At 61.9% G+C, this 17,314-nt stretch carries 14 protein-coding genes; 6 read left to right on the top strand and 8 right to left on the bottom strand.

Annotated features, from left to right (window positions below):
- Positions 1-13: 13 nt before the first annotated feature.
- The 4 genes from ACIROY_RS00575 to ACIROY_RS00560 all read right to left on the bottom strand — a co-directional run bounded on the left by ACIROY_RS00575 (position 14) and on the right by ACIROY_RS00560 (position 3,254).
- Entirely contained in the window at positions 14-1,054 is a 1,041-nt protein-coding gene (locus tag ACIROY_RS00575; RefSeq protein WP_402338924.1) for a S49 family peptidase, read from the bottom strand.
- 76 nt (positions 1,055-1,130) lie between these two features.
- Positions 1,131-1,502, bottom strand: coding sequence for a Rieske (2Fe-2S) protein (locus ACIROY_RS00570; RefSeq protein ID WP_402338922.1), 372 nt, complete (start codon positions 1,500-1,502; stop codon positions 1,131-1,133).
- 11 nt (positions 1,503-1,513) lie between these two features.
- Positions 1,514-2,173 (bottom strand): HAD-IA family hydrolase, encoded by a 660-nt coding sequence (locus ACIROY_RS00565; protein WP_116435694.1) that lies wholly within the window; start codon positions 2,171-2,173, stop codon positions 1,514-1,516.
- 49 nt (positions 2,174-2,222) lie between these two features.
- Positions 2,223-3,254, bottom strand: coding sequence for an RluA family pseudouridine synthase (locus tag ACIROY_RS00560; RefSeq protein WP_402338920.1), 1,032 nt, complete (start codon positions 3,252-3,254; stop codon positions 2,223-2,225).
- 683 nt (positions 3,255-3,937) lie between these two features.
- On the opposite strand from ACIROY_RS00560, the gene ACIROY_RS00555 reads away from it, so the two are divergent.
- The 5 genes from ACIROY_RS00555 (at position 3,938) to ACIROY_RS00535 (ending at position 11,645) form a co-directional block, all read left to right on the top strand.
- Positions 3,938-7,000, top strand: coding sequence for a ribonuclease E/G (locus ACIROY_RS00555; protein ID WP_402338918.1), 3,063 nt, complete (start codon positions 3,938-3,940; stop codon positions 6,998-7,000).
- Positions 7,001-7,202: 202 nt separating this feature from the next.
- Positions 7,203-8,327 (top strand): GTP 3',8-cyclase MoaA, encoded by a 1,125-nt coding sequence (gene moaA, locus ACIROY_RS00550; RefSeq protein ID WP_402338916.1) that lies wholly within the window; start codon positions 7,203-7,205, stop codon positions 8,325-8,327.
- Positions 8,327-8,950 (top strand): molybdenum cofactor guanylyltransferase MobA, encoded by a 624-nt coding sequence (gene mobA, locus ACIROY_RS00545; protein ID WP_402338914.1) that lies wholly within the window; start codon positions 8,327-8,329, stop codon positions 8,948-8,950. Before moaA ends, mobA begins: the two co-directional genes overlap by 1 nt.
- The gene (gene glp / locus ACIROY_RS00540; protein WP_402338912.1) at positions 8,951-10,237 is read left to right on the top strand and encodes a gephyrin-like molybdotransferase Glp; all 1,287 of its coding nucleotides are present in this window, start codon (positions 8,951-8,953) and stop codon (positions 10,235-10,237) included.
- A 4-nt stretch (positions 10,238-10,241) separates the two neighbouring features.
- Positions 10,242-11,645, top strand: a complete 1,404-nt coding sequence (locus tag ACIROY_RS00535; RefSeq protein ID WP_402338911.1) for a coniferyl aldehyde dehydrogenase — start codon at positions 10,242-10,244, stop codon at positions 11,643-11,645.
- Between the two features lie 22 nt (positions 11,646-11,667).
- On the opposite strand, the gene rmuC is transcribed toward ACIROY_RS00535, so the two are convergent.
- The 4 genes from rmuC to ACIROY_RS00515 all read right to left on the bottom strand — a co-directional run bounded on the left by rmuC (position 11,668) and on the right by ACIROY_RS00515 (position 16,622).
- On the bottom strand, positions 11,668-13,143 hold the full coding sequence (gene rmuC, locus ACIROY_RS00530; RefSeq protein WP_402338909.1) for a DNA recombination protein RmuC: 1,476 nt from the start codon (positions 13,141-13,143) through the stop codon (positions 11,668-11,670).
- A gap of 15 nt (positions 13,144-13,158) precedes the next feature.
- The gene (locus ACIROY_RS00525) at positions 13,159-13,560 is read right to left on the bottom strand and encodes a group II truncated hemoglobin (RefSeq protein ID WP_402338907.1); all 402 of its coding nucleotides are present in this window, start codon (positions 13,558-13,560) and stop codon (positions 13,159-13,161) included.
- Between the two features lie 53 nt (positions 13,561-13,613).
- Entirely contained in the window at positions 13,614-16,124 is a 2,511-nt protein-coding gene (locus ACIROY_RS00520; RefSeq protein WP_402338905.1) for an ABC transporter permease, read from the bottom strand.
- A gap of 141 nt (positions 16,125-16,265) precedes the next feature.
- Positions 16,266-16,622 carry a hypothetical protein gene (locus tag ACIROY_RS00515; protein WP_402272221.1) on the bottom strand — a complete coding sequence of 119 codons (357 nt, stop codon included), beginning with the start codon at positions 16,620-16,622 and terminating at the stop codon, positions 16,266-16,268.
- A gap of 187 nt (positions 16,623-16,809) precedes the next feature.
- Between ACIROY_RS00515 and ACIROY_RS00510 the strand changes: the two genes are divergently transcribed.
- Positions 16,810-17,214, top strand: coding sequence for a lysozyme inhibitor LprI family protein (locus ACIROY_RS00510; protein ID WP_402272223.1), 405 nt, complete (start codon positions 16,810-16,812; stop codon positions 17,212-17,214).
- Positions 17,215-17,314: the final 100 nt, after the last annotated feature.

The raw sequence follows: 17,314 nt of genomic DNA, 5'->3' as shown, positions 1-17,314 counted from the left end.
GTGAACTGCAGAATCAGCGTAGTTGCAAACCGTTGCTGCCCACCATCGATTTGGCGACACCGCTGCCGACCGCCACGCCGAACTTCTTGAGCACGCGCTCAGGCAAGCCTTCGGTCTGCGTGTAGTCAACCAGGTCTTCCGCCTTGATGACGTCGCGCGCCACGCTGTCGACGGTGCCGAAGCCGTCGGCCAGGCCCATCTCAACCGCCTTGGACCCGGTCCAGAACAGGCCGGAAAAAGTTTCCGGCGTTTCCTTCAGGCGCTGGCCGCGGCCCTTGCGCACCACGTCGATGAATTGCTGATGGATTTCATTGAGCATCTGTTGCGCGTATTCCTTCTGCTTCGGATTCTGGGCGCTGAACGGATCGAGGAAACCCTTGTTCTCACCCGCCGTCAGCAGACGACGCTCGACGCCGACCTTATCCATCAGGCCGGTGAAGCCGAAACCGTCCATCAGCACGCCGATGGAGCCGACGATACTGGCCTTGTTGACGTAGATCTTGTCGGCCGCCGCAGCGATGTAATAACCGCCGGATGCGCACATTTCCTCAACCACGACATACAGCGGCTTCTTCGGATACTCCTTGCGCAGGCGCACGATTTCATCGTTGATCATGCCGGCCTGGACCGGGCTGCCGCCGGGGCTGTTGATCTTGAGGATCACGCCCATCGAATCGTCGGCGGCGAATGCCTTGTCCAGCGCCGGGATCACCGCTGCGGCCGAACCACGGCCTTCGGCTTCGATGGTGCCGGAGATTTCGACCAGCGCGGTATGGGTGCCAACCGGCTCCGCTTCCGACTTGGTGTAGTTGAAAGCGCTCCAGACCACGAACACGAACACAGCCAGGCCGGCGATCTTGAAGAAGATGCTCCAGCGACGACGCGCGCGCTGTTCCTTGACGGCGAACAGCGCAAGCTTTTCCAGCACGTCGCGCTCCCAGCCGCCCTTCTTTTCTTCCGCAGCTGCGGCCGCGGTTGCACCGGAGGTAGGCGGCACCGGCTCAGCCGGCTTGGGTGGCTGCGCTTCAGGATTTTCAAATTCGTTATTGCTCATATCGTCACTCGGAACGGCAGCCTGCAGATGCCAGCTTATGCACTACTGGCGAGGGCTGCCGGGGTTCCCGCATGGCTTATGCCAGCGCGGGCCTTACATAATCATCGGGCGCCCAGAAGATGGCGCCGTCTTTTTCAAACACCATGATCTTACGCAAACGCGCGCCGGTACAGGGGCCGCCTTCGCATTTGCCGGTATCGGGCGCATATACCGCGCCGTGTGTTGCGCACATGAGGTACAAACCACTGGATTCGAAGAACTCGCCTTCGGACCAGTCCAGTTCAATGGGAACGTGGGCGCAGCGGTTCAGGTAGCCGTAGACGGCGCCGCCGTAGCGCACCACGAAGCCGGTGGCGTCGTCGCCGTGTACCGATACCGCGAAACGGCGGCCTTTGCCGCCCTCCTCGATCTCAGCCGAGGCGCATACCGGGATCAACACTTCTTCCATAGCCAAGTTTCCTAAGCGTTGTCATTGAGCCATTGATGCAGCACTTTGATGGACCCGGCGGAATACAGCGGATTGAGCGCCTGCAATTGTTCCACCGGATGCGCGCCGAATTCTACCGCAACCCCGGCTGCACCTGCATTAAGCGCCATCTGTAAATCGTGGGTGGTGTCGCCGATCATCAGCGTGCGGCCCATTTCCTGGCCAAGTTCACGTGTGAGTTCCTGCAACATGGCCGGATGCGGTTTGGAAAACGTCTCGTCGGCGCAGCGCGTGGCGTCGAAGACCGACAGCAGATTGGTGCTGTTGAGCGCGCGGTTGAGGCCGACGCGGCTCTTGCCGGTGGCAACGGCGAGGAAATAGCCTTGCTGTCCGAGGTCGTCGAGCATTTCGCGCACGCCGTCGAACAGGCTCAGGTCTTTGTCCTGGCCCAGGTAATGGTGGCGATAGCGCTCAACGATGCGCGGATAGTATTTCGGATCAACGTCCGGAATCGCCGCCTGCATCGCGTCCTGCAGGCCCAGTCCGATCACGTAGGAAGCGGCGCTCTTGTCGGGAATCGGCAGACCCAGATCGCGCGCGGCGGCCTGGATGCAACGTACGATCGTCGAGGTGCTGTCCATCAACGTGCCATCCCAATCGAAGACGATCAGGTCAAATTGCTTTCTTGCCATGTTTCACTTTTCAACATATTCAAAAATCGTGTGCCGGCCCGCGGTCCGATCAAACTGCGGACGCCGCATCAAGGCCTTCCAGGCTCTTGAGGAAGCGCTGGCATTCGGGCGGCAGACCGGCCTTCAGGGTCACCGTCTTGCCGCTGTCGGGATGCGTAAAGCTGATCTGGTGCGCGTGCAGGAACATGCGCTTGAACGCGATGCGTTCGCCGTCGGCCTTCTGCAAGGCCTTGTTCAGCGGAAAGTCGCCGTACTTGTCGTCGCCCACGATAGGAAAACCGCTGGCCGACAAATGCACGCGTATCTGATGAGTGCGACCGGTTTTCAGTTCTGCTTCCAGCAAAGCGAACTCGCCATAGCGCCGGATCAGGGAAAACACGGTGTGCGACGCCTGGCCATCTTCCTGCACCCGCACGCGACGCTCGCCCTCAGCAGTGCTGTACTTGTGCAGCGGCAACTTGATGTGCTGGCGGGCGTTTTTCCAGTCGCCGTGAATCAGCGTCAGGTAGCGCTTGTCCGTCACGCCGTCGCGCATCTGCTCATGCAGGTTGGTCAGCGCCGAACGCTTCTTGGCGAGGAGCAACACGCCCGACGTGTCGCGATCGAGCCGGTGCACCAGTTCCAGGAATTTGGCGTCAGGACGCGAGGCGCGCAATTGTTCAATGACGCCGTAGCTGACCCCGGAACCACCATGCACGGCCACGCCGGCCGGCTTGTCGATGATCAGCAGGTGATTGTCTTCGAGCAATATCTTGAATTCGGCGCCGGGGGCGACCGCCGCTGATGCCTTTTCGGCAATGCGGATCGGCGGCACGCGCAGGATGTCCCCGTCTTGCAGACGATAAGTCTGGTCGATACGGCCTTTGTTGACACGTACTTCGCCCGAACGCAGGACACGGTAGATATGGCTTTTGGGCACGCCTTTGCAGACGCGCAAGAGGAAATTGTCGATGCGCTGACCGGCTTCCTCTTCCGAAATCGTGAGCAGCTGGACTTGCGGCGAAGCAGGTGCAGATTGGGTCGACGCGGGTGATTCAGGCTTTTCAGGCGTCTTCCCAGAAAATCTCGCTAAGTCCTTCATTTTGAATATATAATCGCTCGACGCTGGTCAGAAAACCGGTGTCAGTGTAAGAATAAAAAAGACCATTCTACACAGAGGCGTCTTCATCAGCCTCGCTAATTTGCAAATTTGATGGGGGGAACCACGAAAAATCGCAGCATGCGGCGACAGGGTCCTGTCGGCAAGCCTCGTACATCCTACGAAGACATGTGGACGCGACATTTCTCCGCGCGATTGGACGGTTCCTTAAAAACGTGTACGCATCATCCCTGCGCGAGTCCAGTTTGCACCGCAGTTGCAATCGGATAACGCACTTGGATGTTGAACAGATGTGCTTGGATTATCAGGATAAAGTCTGGCAAGACCTTCAGTTGAAAAACGGAGTGCTTGCCGGTTGATGCAAGTGAACCCGATTCGCCGATTTGCCAACTTTTAGAATAATGCTTCGTTTGGCTCAAACATATAGCTTACCGTCCACAGTTGCCGTGACCGCTCCATGCGGAACGGCGCGCGTGGATACGGAGCTGCTCGGCTTCCCGGTTCACCGCATCCGCGCCCCGTTGTGCATGAGTGCCGCCACCCCGGCGCGCTCCACACACTAAGGCAATTCCCTCCCCCAATCACTTCGTTCTCGCGTACATCCTTGTACTTTTGATGCATTCATCGTGCGTCAATAAAGCGGCCTCAGTGCCACGGAGTGAAACATGAAACGTATGTTGTTCAATGCTACGCAGCAGGAAGAATTGCGCGTAGCCATCGTTGACGGTCAAAAGCTGATCGACATCGATATCGAAGCCACCGGACGCGAACAGCGTAAATCCAACATTTACAAAGGCGTCATCACCCGCATCGAGCCATCGCTGGAAGCCTGCTTCGTCAATTACGGCGAAGAGCGCCACGGCTTCCTGCCATTCAAGGAAGTTGCCCGCACCTATTTCAAGGAAGGCATCGACGTCCGCAACGCTTCCATCAAGGAAGCCCTGCGCGAAGGCCAGGAAATCATCGTCCAGGTTGAGAAGGAAGAACGCGGCAACAAGGGCGCAGCCCTGACCTCGTTCATCTCCCTGGCCGGCCGTTACCTGGTCCTGATGCCGAACAACCCGCGCGGCGGCGGCGTGTCGCGCCGTGTCGAAGGCGAAGATCGCCAGGAACTGCGCGAAACCATGGACAAGCTGGACCTGCCCAACGGCATGTCCGTCATCGCCCGCACCGCAGGCATCGGCCGCAACGTCGACGAACTGCAATGGGATCTGAACTACCTGATGCAACTCTGGCGCGCCATCGAAGGCGCCGGCCAGTCCGGCTCCGGCGCTTTCCTGATTTATCAGGAATCCTCGCTGGTGATCCGTGCGATCCGCGACTATTTCCAGCCTGACATCGGTGAAATCCTGATCGACACCGACGACATCCACGAGCAAGCCCAGCAGTTCATGGCGCACGTGATGCCGGACATGGTCCATCGCGTCAAGCGCTACCACGACGACGTGCCGCTGTTCTCGCGCTTCCAGATCGAGCACCAGATCGAAACCGCGTACTCACGCACCGTGCCGTTGCCTTCCGGCGGCGCCATCGTGATCGACCACACCGAGGCCCTGGTCTCCGTCGACGTCAACTCGGCGCGCGCCACCCGCGGCAGCGACATCGAAACCACCGCGTTCTACACCAACCTTGAAGCCGCCGACGAAGTGGCCCGCCAATTGCGCTTGCGCGATCTGGGCGGTCTGATCGTCATCGACTTCATCGACATGGAAAACGCCAAGAACCAGCGTGAAGTCGAATCGCGCCTGAAAGACGCCCTGCACCACGACCGTGCCCGCGTCCAGATGGGCAAGATCTCGCGTTTCGGCCTGATGGAGTTGTCGCGCCAGCGCCTGCGTCCGTCGCTGTCCGAAGGCAGCCATGTGACCTGCCCACGCTGCAACGGCACCGGCCACATCCGCGACACCGAATCGTCCGCATTGCAAGTCCTGCGCATCATCCAGGAAGAAGCGATGAAGGAAAACTCGGCCGCCATCCACGTGCAGGCGCCGGTCGACGTCGCCGCTTTTCTGCTGAACGAAAAGCGCGGCGAAATCCTGAAGATCGAAACACGCCACCGCGTGACGGTCATCATGATCCCGAACAAGCATCTGGAAACACCGCATTACAAGCTCGAGCGCATCAAGCACGACGATCCGCGCCTGGACGACGCCCAAGCCAGCTACGCCATGGCCGAACAAGCCGAAACCGACATCGGTTACAGCAAGCGCCAGAAGGAAGACGTCAAGCCGCGCCAGGAAGCAGTCGTCAAGGGCATCACCCCTGACCAGCCTGCCCCTATCGTCGAACGCAAGGTGGCGGCACCGGTGGAACAGCCGCCGACGCTGGCGCCTGAGTCGGGCTTCTTCAGCAAGATCTGGAGCTTCTTCCGCACCAAGCCGGTCGAAGCGACGCCCGTCGCCGCAACAGTGGAAACCAAGACCCCGCAGCAAAAACGGGATCACGCCGACCGCAACAGCCGCAACCGTAATGGTCGCAATCGCAACGGCCGCAATCGCAACGAGCGCGAAGAGCGCGACGGCGCAGCACCTGAGAAAGCCGCCCGCGACGAATCCGGCAAGCAGGAATACGAAGGTAAGCCGGCCCGTCCGCCACGCCCACCGCGTGAACCGAAGGAAGCCCGCGAACCACGTGAGCCGCGTGAAGGCGCAGAAGGCCGCAACGATCGTGAGCCGCGCGAACCGCGTGAACCACGCCAGCCGCGCGAAGGCCGTGAACCGCGTGAGCCGAAGGAAGCCCGCGAACCACGCGAGCCTCGTGAAAACCGCGAGCCTCGCGAAGGCAGCGAAGCACGTGAACCACGTCCACCGCGCACGCCACGTCCACCACGCGAAGAGCGCAAGGACCTGCCGAAAGCGGAAGATGGATTGCCATTGGAAGCCGCTCTGGCGACCGGTGTTGCTGTCGCAGTGACCGACGTTGACGGCGCTGAAACTGCACAAGTCGCAGGCAATCAGGTTGAAGGTACAACCGAAGAAGGCGAACCACGTCGTCGTCGTCGTCGTGGCGGCCGCAACCGCAATCGTCGCGATCGTGACGGTGAAAACGGCGGTGAAAACGCCGATGGCGAATCCGCTGATGGTGCGGATGGTGAAGAGTCGGTGCAAGTTGCCGCAGCAGTTGCTCCCGCAGCTGCCGATGACAATGAGCGTCCATGGTACGAAAAGGCCCCTGCTCCAACACCAGCAGCGGCCCCTGCTCCAGCTCCTGCTGAAGCTCCGGTTGCCGTGCAAGCTGCTCCGGCAATTGAAGCGCCGGCCGAAGCTGCGCCTGCACCGGTTGCTGTGACGCCTGCTCAGGAAACGGTAGCCGCTGTCGAAGCGCCGGCCCCGGTCGTCGCGGAACCAGTAGCTGAAGTTGCTCCGTCCGCGGCGGTTGCCCCCGTCGAAGCGCCTGCCCCGGCAGCCGTGGAACCGGCTCCTGTCGCACCGGTAGTTGCATCAGCGCCGCAAGTGGTTGAAGCGGCTCCGGCAGTTGCAGCTCCGACGCCTGCTCCGGCACCAGTTGCTGCAGCTCCTGCTCCTGCAGCCAACGGCACGCAATGGAATGACCTCAACGACATGCTGTCGTCAGCCGGTCTGACCTTGGCCAGCACCGATCCGGAAAAACTGCGCGCTGCCCAGGCCGCCGCAGCCCAGATCGTGCCTGCGCCGCGCGTGCCGCGTGAACGCAAGCCATTGCCGCCGCAATCGACTGAACCGCTGGTCCAGGTCGAAACCCGTCGTTGATGCCTTAGCAAGCACAAGCATCGCGCAGCAAGGAAAAAAGGGAGTGAAAACTCCCTTTTTTCTCGTCTGCCGCCGGGCTGAATGTGCATTTGCATCATTGCAAAACAGCAAGTAAACACTATCTTGTTTTGGCACTGTACCGGGATCGCCCCGACCGCTCTGTACACTGCCGAATTTTCCACCGCATGCTATCGTAGCGAGTATGAACAACCGCATCATTCCGATCATCGACGAACGCTTGAACGGCAGCTCCGCAGCCGTCCCGGCGCTGCTGGAGGCGCCGTCCGGCTTCCTCGCCGATGCCTTGATGCGTCCATTGCACGACCTGCGCATTTCGGTCACCGACCGCTGCAACTTCCGCTGCGTGTATTGCATGCCCAAGGAAGTGTTCGACAAGGACTACAGCTTCCTGCCGCACTCGTCGCTGCTGTCGTTTGAAGAAATCACACGCCTGGCAACATTGTTTGTCGCTCACGGCGTCGAGAAAATCCGCCTGACCGGCGGTGAGCCGCTATTGCGCAAGCACCTGGAACGCCTGATCGGCATGCTGCACCAATTGCGCACGCCCGACGGCCGCGAGCTCGACCTGACCCTGACCACCAACGGCACCCTGCTGGCGCAAAAGGCGCAGGCGTTGAAAGACGCCGGCCTCAAGCGCGTGACCGTCTCGCTGGATGCGCTGGACGACGCCAATTTCAAGCGCATGAACGATGTCGACGTCTCGGTTTCGCAGATCCTGCACGGCCTCGATGTCGCGCACAAGGTCGGCCTCGGCCCCATCAAGATCAACATGGTGGTCAAGAAAGGCGTCAACGATCATGAAATCCTGGCGATGGCGCGTCACTTCAAGGACACGCCGTTCACCCTGCGCTTCATCGAATACATGGACGTCGGCAGTTCGAACGGCTGGCGCATGGATGAAGTGGTGCCGTCGAGCGAAGTGATCCGCCGTATTCACGCTGAACTTCCGCTCGAAGCGATCGACGCCAACTACACCGGCGAGACCGCACAGCGCTGGCGCTATAAAGACGGCGGTGGCGAAATCGGCGTCATCTCCAGCGTCACCCAGGCGTTTTGCCAGGATTGCAGCCGCGCGCGCTTGTCGACCGAAGGAAAGATCTACACCTGCCTGTTCGCCGGCGAAGGCCACGACCTGCGCGGCTTGTTGCGCGGTGAACGCAGCGATGCAGAAATATCCTCCGCCATCGCCGCCATCTGGGGCCGCCGCGGCGACCGTTATTCCGAACTGCGCAGCGAACAAAAAGACACGGCCACGACATCGATGCCGCAAGTGCGCAAAGTCGAAATGTCCTACATCGGCGGCTGATGGCCATGGCCGTCGTCGCTGCAATTTCCCCTGAACACATTACCGGCCTCGTACTGGCAGGCGGACGCGGCGCCCGCATGGGCCATCTCGACAAGGGCTTGCAGCTGTTTCGCGGCAAGCCGCTGGCGGCGCACGTGATCGAACGCCTGGCCGGCCAGACCGGCGCGCTGGCGATCAACGCCAACCGCCATCAGAGCGACTATGCGGCGTTCAATCTGCCGGTATGGCCCGACCTCCTGCCCGACTTCCCCGGCCCGCTGGCGGGCTTGCACAGCGGCCTGACGCATTGCGTCACCGACTACCTGGCCGCGGCACCTTGCGACTCCCCATTACTGCCGCCGGATCTGGTCGTACGGCTGGCGGCGGCATTGATCGAACAACAGGCCGATGCCGCCATCGCCGTCACCGGCTGTGCCGAGCAGGCGAACCTGCAACGTCACCCGGTGTTCTGCCTGCTCAGCAAAACGCTGCTGCCGTCATTGACCGACTACCTGCAACAGGACGGCCGCAAAATGGAACGCTGGTTTGCCGGCATCCGCACCGCCGAAGTTCATTTCGACGACGAAGCCGCCTTCAGCAACATCAACACGCTGCAAGAGCTGCGCCAACTGGAATCAGAATAAATGACTCAACTCTCCCTCTCCGACATCGTCAGTTGCGTGTCCGGCTATGACCCGGATGCGATGACCGTGCCGCAGGCGCAAAAAATCATCCATGATTTCGTGCAGCCGATCTCGTCGATCGAACGCGTCGCCATCCGCAGCGCGCTGGACCGCACGCTGGCCGCGGACATCACCTCCACCATCGACGTGCCCGCCAACGACAACTCCGCCATGGACGGCTATGCGCTGCGCGGGGACGACCTCGCAGCGAACAAGGCGCTGACGCTGCGCATCGTCGGCAGCGTGCATGCCGGCCAGCAGTTCGACGGCATCGTGGCCGCCGGCGAATGCGTGCGCATCATGACCGGCGCCGCCATGCCGGCCGATTGCGACACCGTCATCCCGCAGGAATTTACCGAGAATCAAACTGCTGCGGCCGTAACGATTCCGGCCGGTCGCGTACGACGCGGCGACAATCGCCGCCTGCGTGGCGAAGACCTGCGCAACGGCCAGATTGCACTGCGCGTCGGCAAGATCCTGCGCCCGGCCGATATCGGCATGCTGGCTTCCCTGGGCGTGGCCGAGATTCCGGTACAACGCCGCCTGCGCGTGGCGTTCTTCTCGACCGGCGACGAATTGCGCTCGGTCGGCGAACCGCTCGACCCGGGTTGCGTCTACGACTCCAACCGCTATACGCTGTACGGCATGCTCACGCGCCTCGGCTGCGACATCATCGACATGGGCGTGGTCAGGGATGACCCGGTCGCCATGGAAGCAGCTTTCCGCAGCGCCTGCGAACACGCCGACGCCGTCATTACTTCCGGCGGCGTCTCGGTCGGCGCGGCGGACTACACCAAGCAGACCATGACCAAGCTGGGCGACATGCTGTTCTGGAAAATCGGCATGCGCCCGGGCCGGCCGATGGCCTTCGGCCGCATCGCGTCGCATGATCGCGGCGCCTACTTGTTTGGCCTGCCCGGCAATCCGGTGGCGGTGATGGTGAGTTTCTATTTCTTCGTGCGTGATGCCTTGTTGCGCATGTCGGGTGCCGACGCCAGTCCGCTGCCGCGCCTGCAAGCGACGTCACTGGCGGCGATCCGCAAGAAGCCCGGACGTACTGAATATCAACGCGGCATCCTCGCGCCCGATAGCGACGGCATATGGAAAGTGAAGCTGACCGGTGCCCAAGGCTCCGGTATCCTGCGCTCGATGTCCGACGCCAATTGCATCATCGTGCTCGACGACGCACAGGGCGATGTCGCCGCCGGCGACCTGGTGCAGGTGGTGCTGTTCGATGGGCTGACCTGAAGCCATGACACTCAACGCGCGCTTCGACCGGCTGCACTTGCGCTCGCGCGCCCAGCCGGCGACGCCTTGGGAAGAACGCCAGGACCGATTGCAGCGCCTGCGTCAGCTGCTGCTGCGCCACCGCGACGACATCGCTGCGGCGATCAGTTCCGACTTTGGCAACCGCTCGCAGCACGAAACACAATTCCTTGAAGTCTTCACCAGCCTGCAAGCCATCGATCATGCGCTGGCCCATGGCAAGCACTGGATGCAGCCGCAAACCCGACCCACCGCGATCTGGTTCAAGCCGGCCGGCAATCGCCTGTTGCCGCAGCCGCTCGGCGTGGTCGGCATCGTCACGCCGTGGAATTATCCGCTGCTGCTGACCATCGGTCCGCTGGCGTGCGCGCTGGCGGCCGGCAACCTGGCGATGATCAAGCTGTCGGAAAACACACCGGCCTTCAGCGAGCTGTTCGATCGGCTGATCCGGCAATCATTTTCGGACGACGAAATCACCGTCGTCAATGGCGATGTGGACGTCGCCCGGGAATTCTGCGCCCTCGCCTTCGACCACCTGATCTTCACCGGTTCCACCGCCGTTGGCCGCGATGTCATGCGCATCGCCAGCGAGCGATTGACGCCGGTGACGCTGGAGCTGGGCGGCAAGTCGCCGGCCATCATTACCGCCGATGCCGATTTCGGGCATGCCGTCGCGCGCATCATCAGCGGCAAGCTGCTCAACGCCGGCCAGACCTGCATCGCCCCCGACTACTTGCTGCTGCCGCAGGGTCGTGAACACGACTTCATCGAGGCCGCGCGCGCTGTCGTAGCACGCATGCATCCCGCGCTCAACGACGAACGCCTGGCCATCGACGACTACACCAGCATCGTCAATGAGCGCCATTTCACTCGCTTGCAAGCGCTGCTCGACGACGCCCGCGAAAGCGGTGCGATAGTCGAGCAACTCACCACGCATACGCCACATCCATCGACGCGACTATTGCCGCCGATGGCGCTGACGCAAGTCGCGCCGGATGCGCGCATCCTCCAGGAAGAAATTTTCGGGCCGTTGCTGCCGCTGGTGACATATGAGAATCTCGACGAGGCGATCGCCTTCGTCAACGCCAGGCCGCGTCCGCTCGCGCTATATGTATTTGCAAGAAGCGAGGCGGCCATCGATCAGGTCTTGCTGCAGACGGTCACCGGCGGCGTGACGGTCAACGACACGCTGCTGCACATTGCACAAGAGAATTTGCCTTTCGGCGGAGTCGGCGCATCCGGCATGGGCGCCTATCACGGAGAGGAAGGCTTCAGGCGCTTTTCGCACATGAAGCCGGTGTTCACGCAGAGCCGCCTCAATGTCATGCGGCTGTTCAACCCGCCTTACGGCAGGCTGTTTTCCTTATTGATGAAATTCCTGATCCGCTGAATTCCGTTTGTCTTCGAGTGGCTTAGAGCAGCTCGCTCTGGCCGTCGCCGTCGATTTCCGGCTCGGCAGTGCCCAGCAGTTTCTGCGCCGTGTCGCTCGGCAAGGCCTCCACCGATTTCAATTTGCGCGTCATCTGGCGCGTGCGCGTCTCGGCCTGCTCGATGTTCTTGGCGGCGCGTTCCAGCGCGTTCCTGGTCGCCGACAACACGTCACCGAACTTGCCGAATTCGGTCTTCACCGCACCCAGTACTTGCCACACTTCCGACGACCGCTTTTCCAGCGCCAGCGTGCGGAATCCCATCTGCAAACTGTTCAGCAGCGCCGACAAGGTCGACGGTCCGGCAATGCTCACGCGATGCGTGCGCTGCAGGTCGTCCGACAAACCCGGACGACGCATGACTTCCGCGTACAGACCTTCGGTCGGCAGGAACAGGATGGCGAAATCGGTCGTCAAGGGCGGCGACAAATATTTTTCGGCGATGGTCTTGGCTTCACCGCGCACCGCACGTTCCAGCTCACGACCGGCCTGCGCCACGCCTTCGGCATCGGCACGGTCGGCGGCTTCGGCCAGGCGTTCGTATTGTTCCTTCGGGAATTTGGCGTCAATCGGCATCCATACCGGCGTGCCGCCGTCGTCGTTGCCCGGCAGCTTGATTGCAAACTCGACGCGCTCGCCGGTGTTGGGGACGGTCTCGACGTTCTTGGCGTACTGGTCCGGCGTGAGCATTTGTTCCAGCAGCATTTCCAGCTGGACTTCGCCCCAGGTACCGCGCGTCTTGACGTTGGTCAGCACGCGTTTCAGGTCGCCCACGCCGATCGCCAGCTGCTGCATTTCGCCCAGGCCCTGATGAACCTTGTCGAGGCGATCCGAGACCAGCTTGAACGATTCGCCGAGACGCTGCTCCAGCGTCGCATGCAGCTTTTCATCGACGGTCTTGCGCATCTCTTCGAGGCGGTTGCCATTGTCCAGCTGCAAATCTTTAATTTTGGCTTCCAGCGTGGCGCGCACTTCGGCCATGCGTTGGGCGTTAGATTCAGTCAGCGTGGTCAGCGTCTGGTTGAGCGTGTCGCCGAAACGCTTGAGTGAAGCGGCCTGCTCTTCGCGGCTGGCCTGCGCCTGCAGGTTCATGGTCTGGCGCATGCCGTCGAGTTGCTGAGCGTTGGTCTCGTTGAGCTTGACCAGTTGCTGGGCGAAGCTGTCGATCTGGTTGTTCTGCAGGGTCGCAACGCTGGTCATCTGCGCCGCCAAAGTCTGCTGCAACTGGCCGAAGTTGCCGCCCAGTTCCTGGCGGGTGCTTTGCGCGTTGGATTGCAGCTGGTCGCGCAATTCGCGTTCGCTGCGTTCGGCCAGATCCTGCTGGTGGCGTTGCAATTCGCTCTTGAGTTGCTGCAACGGTGTGCCGATATCGATGCCGCCGCGGCCGCGCAGGAGGATCACGATCTGCAGCACAATGCCGATGGCGATCAGGGCGAGGAGAATTATTTCAGTCAGGGTCATGTCGGTGTTTTTTGGTTATTCAGGCTTGTTGCGCATCCAGTCGGCCGTCTGGAAGAACGACTGCATCAGGCGCGTGCGCAGCGCTTCGTCGAGGCCGGTGTCTTCCATTGCCCACGCCATGCAGCGCAGCCATTGGTCGCGCTCGGAGATGCCGATGGCAAACGGCAGATGGCGCGCGCGCAGGAACGGATGGCCGAAGCGTTCGATGTACAGATTGGGACCGCCGCTCCAGCCGGACAGGAACCAGTAGGTCTTGTCGCGCGAGCCGTCGAGCGACGGCGGATGCAGCGTACGGATGCCGGCGAACTCCGGCTCGAGGTCCATCAGATCGTAGAAACGATCCACCATGGCGCGCAGCTTTTCCGCGCCGCCGATCATGTCATAGACGGTCGGCTGATTGAGGTCTTCGATTTGCATAGACCGAGATGATACCCGCTTCGGCGCCGGTATGTCTCCCGGTTATGCCCTCTCTATGCCTCGCGCAAAGTCTGCAGCGGCGGCCTCGACAGCACGTTGCGCAAGCCGGCCCAGCCACCGAACACGGCGCACGCCATGCCGATGCCGGCGCCCGCCAGCCACAGCCACGGACTGAAGCGCCATTCGAAGTCGAATACGTAATGCGCCAGCGCCCAGCCGATGGCCGCGGCACCGCTGGCGGCCAGCAATCCGGCCACGCTGCCGATGAGCATGACCTCGATGCGTTGCGCCCTTGCCAACTCCTGTCGCGTGGCGCCGAGCGCACGCAGCAGGCCGGCTTCGCGCACCCGTTCATCCTGGGTGCCGACCAATGCCGCATACAACACCAGCACGCCGGCCGTCAGCGTGAACAGGAACAGGAATTCCACTGCGGAAATCACCTGATCGACAATGTCCTGGATCTGCTTCAGCACGCTGCCGATATCCACCACCGTCAGGTTCGGGAAATCGCGCGTAAGTGCATTGCCGAGCCCGGCCTTGGCGACGGGCAAGTGGAAAGCGGTGATCCAGGTTTGAGGCATCTCGCGCATCGCCGCCGGATTGATGATGACGAAGAAGTTGACCCGCAGCGAACCCCATTCGAGCTTGCGGATGCTGGTGACCGGCACGCTGACCAACTGGCCGGCGATGTCGAATTGCAGCTGGTCGCCGAGGCTGAGCTTGAGCGTTTTGGCCAGACCTTCTTCCACCGACGCTTCGGGACGGCTGTCGTCATACCATTTGCCGCCGACGATGGTGTTCTGCGCCGGCAGGTCGCGCATGGTCGAGAGATTGAATTCGCGATCCACCAGGCGCTTGGCGCGGTCTTCCTGATAGGTGTCGTTGGTGACGGGCTTGCCGTTGATCTGCACCAGGCGGCCGCGAATCATCGGGAACAGACGCGCCTGCTGCAAGCCTGCCTGTTTCAGCTTTTGCTCGACCACATCTTTCTGGTCCGGCTGGATGTTGATGACAAAGCGGTTCGGCGCATCGGCCGGCGTGGCCTGGCGCCAGGCGCCGATCAGGTCACCGCGAATCACGGTCAGCAACAGCAAGGCCATCAGGCCGAGGCCGAGCGCCACGATCTGCATCGTGGTGGCGCCGGGGCGGCGCTGCAAACCGTCGATGGCGAAACGCCAGCTCTGGTTGTTGAACAGGCCGCGCAGCGATTGCACGCTGCGCAGGCATGCCCAGGCGATCAACGCAAACAACGCGAACCCGCCGAGGAATCCAGCGGCCGTCATGGCGCCGAGCTTGATATCGCCGGCCTGCCACAGCAGCAATCCGGCGAACACCAGCATGCCCAGCGCATAGGTGGCGATGCCCATCGCCCTGGGCGCCGAGGCTTCGCGCCGGATCACGCGGTTGTGCGGAACGTTGCGCAGCTGGAGCAGCGGCGGTAAGGCGAATCCGACCAGCAACAGCAAGCCGATCGCGACGCCTTGCAGCGCGGGCCACCAACTCGCCGCCGGCAGCGTAGTCGGCATGAATCGACCGAGCCATTCGAGCAGCGCGAAGTGCGCAGCGAAACCGAGCAGCACGCCGAGCACGCTGCCGGCCAGTCCGACCACGATGAACTCCTGCAGGTACATCAGCGTGACCTGATTCTGCGTCATGCCGAAACAGCGCAGCATGGCGCAGGCATCCAGATGCCGCAGCATGAAACGACGTGCCGCCATCGCCACCGCGACCGCCGCCAGCAAGGCCGACAGCAAGCCGACCAGCGAGAGGAATTGTTCGGCACGATCGAGCGTGGCGCGCATTTCCGGACGGCCCGATTCGAGCGACTCGATGCGCACGCCCTTGACGTTGCCGTCGTCGATGGTCTTTTGCAGCCATTGCTGGTAAGCCCTGATCTGCTCCGGCGTACCCGCCAACAGCAGGCGGTAGGTCACCCGCGAACCGAATTGCACCAGGCCGGTGGCGGCTAGATCATCCATGCCGAGCATGACGCGTGGAGCGAAATTGACGAAGGCGCTGCCGCGATCAGGTTCGACCGAGATCACGCCGGCGATGCGGAAGCTCTTGTCGCCCAGCTTGAGCGGATCGCCCTGTCTGACTTGCAGGGCCGAGAGGATGTTGGGATCAACCCATACCGTGCCTGCTTGCGGAACGCCTTCGGCGGCAAGGTCGGCACCATCGGTTCCGGTTAACTTCAATTGTCCACGCAGCGGATAAGCGCTGGTGACCGCCTTGATCGACGACAGAATGGAGCGCGCCGCATTGGCGCCGGCCTCACCTTCGCCGGCAAGCGCCATGCTCGGGAACACCACCGTCTGCGCCATCGTCAACTTGCTTTTCCCGGCCTGCTCGAGCCACGCCGGATTGAGAGGCTGGTCCGCGCCGACCAGCAGATCGGCGCCGAGCAACTGGTGCGCGTCGCGCGTGAGGCCGGCGCGCATGCGGTCGACGAAGAAGCCAACCGAGGACAACGCCGCCACGGCGACGATCAGGGCAATCAGCAGGAAGCGCAATTCACCGGCGCGCCAGTCACGGCGCGTCATGCGCAACGATAGAAGGAACATGCAACTCCAGGCGGGAAATCAGAAGAAAACGACGCACCTGTCTCAGGTTATATCAGCAAACAAGCGCGTCCATTGCCGACAGCATAGCGCATGCCGGCGAAGCTTACTTTTTATGCAGAAAACGACACTGTCCCGTCACGGCTAACGCAACCACAAGGCCGCGCTACTCAACGCCAGCAGCACGCACGCCGCGACCAGCAGCTTGACCTTGTTGCGCACGTTGTCGAGCGCCGCCACCAGTTGCGCGTTCTGCTCCGCCAGCGTGTTGATCAGCGCCGAGGCATCGAGCTGCTCCCCTTCCAGCTGCGTGATGCGCTGTGCCAACTGCTCGGGGCTGCCGGGCGCCGGCGCTGCGCCATCCTCCACGGCCGCCGATTTGGCCTTGCCCGCCCGCGTGCGCGCCCACAAGTCCTTGGCGCCGCGCACCACCGTCGGCGTGGCTTGGACGACGTCGGCCCACGGTATCAGTTTGAAAGCTGCGATCCAGTTGAGCGCCATGAATGTGTCCCGCCTTCGTTTGAATGTTGATCGATTTTCGATTGAACTAGGTGCCGGGCGATACTTCTAAAAAAATGCAGCGCCTTGCCAACACCTCGTAACACTTCGCAACAATCTTGCCGTGCAAAGCGCTTGCTTTTGCCTACCGCAGAGTAGACACTCGCCACCAGATAAAGTTGAGGAAAACATGAAATCATCCCTATGGCGCATCGCCGCGCTGCTCTCTTTCTCCCTCGCCGGCAGCAGCGCCTGGGCCGTGGACTGCAGCAATGCCCAAAGTGCCCAGACTCAGGCCGACATCGACGAATGCGCCAGCCAGGCGCTCAACAAGGCCGACGCCGAGCTGAACCAGACTTACGTTGATTACCGCAAGCGCCTCGACAAGGCCCAGCAGAATCAGATCCGCGACGTCCAGCTGGCCTGGATCAAATACCGCGACCTGTCCTGCAAGTATGCCACCTCGCGCAGTGCCGGCGGCTCGGTGCACAACATGGCGCTGCAATCCTGCCTGACGGAAAAGACGCTGGAACGCACCAAGGAGCTCAAGGCGCTGTCCGCGTGTCCCGAGGGCGACGTTACCTGTCCACGCTGACAAAAATGGCGTAACGGCGCTGTCAACGCGGCCGGTTTGGCAAACGTTCAAGGGCAAGCAGACGGCCATATCGTCGTGCCAAGCGCAGAACTAGGCAAGA

Origin of the sequence: Herbaspirillum sp. NPDC101396 (assembly GCF_044767365.1) — a bacterium.
In the GTDB taxonomy this organism is placed as follows: domain Bacteria; phylum Pseudomonadota; class Gammaproteobacteria; order Burkholderiales; family Burkholderiaceae_D; genus Herbaspirillum.
This window is presented reverse-complemented; position numbering and strand designations above follow the sequence as displayed.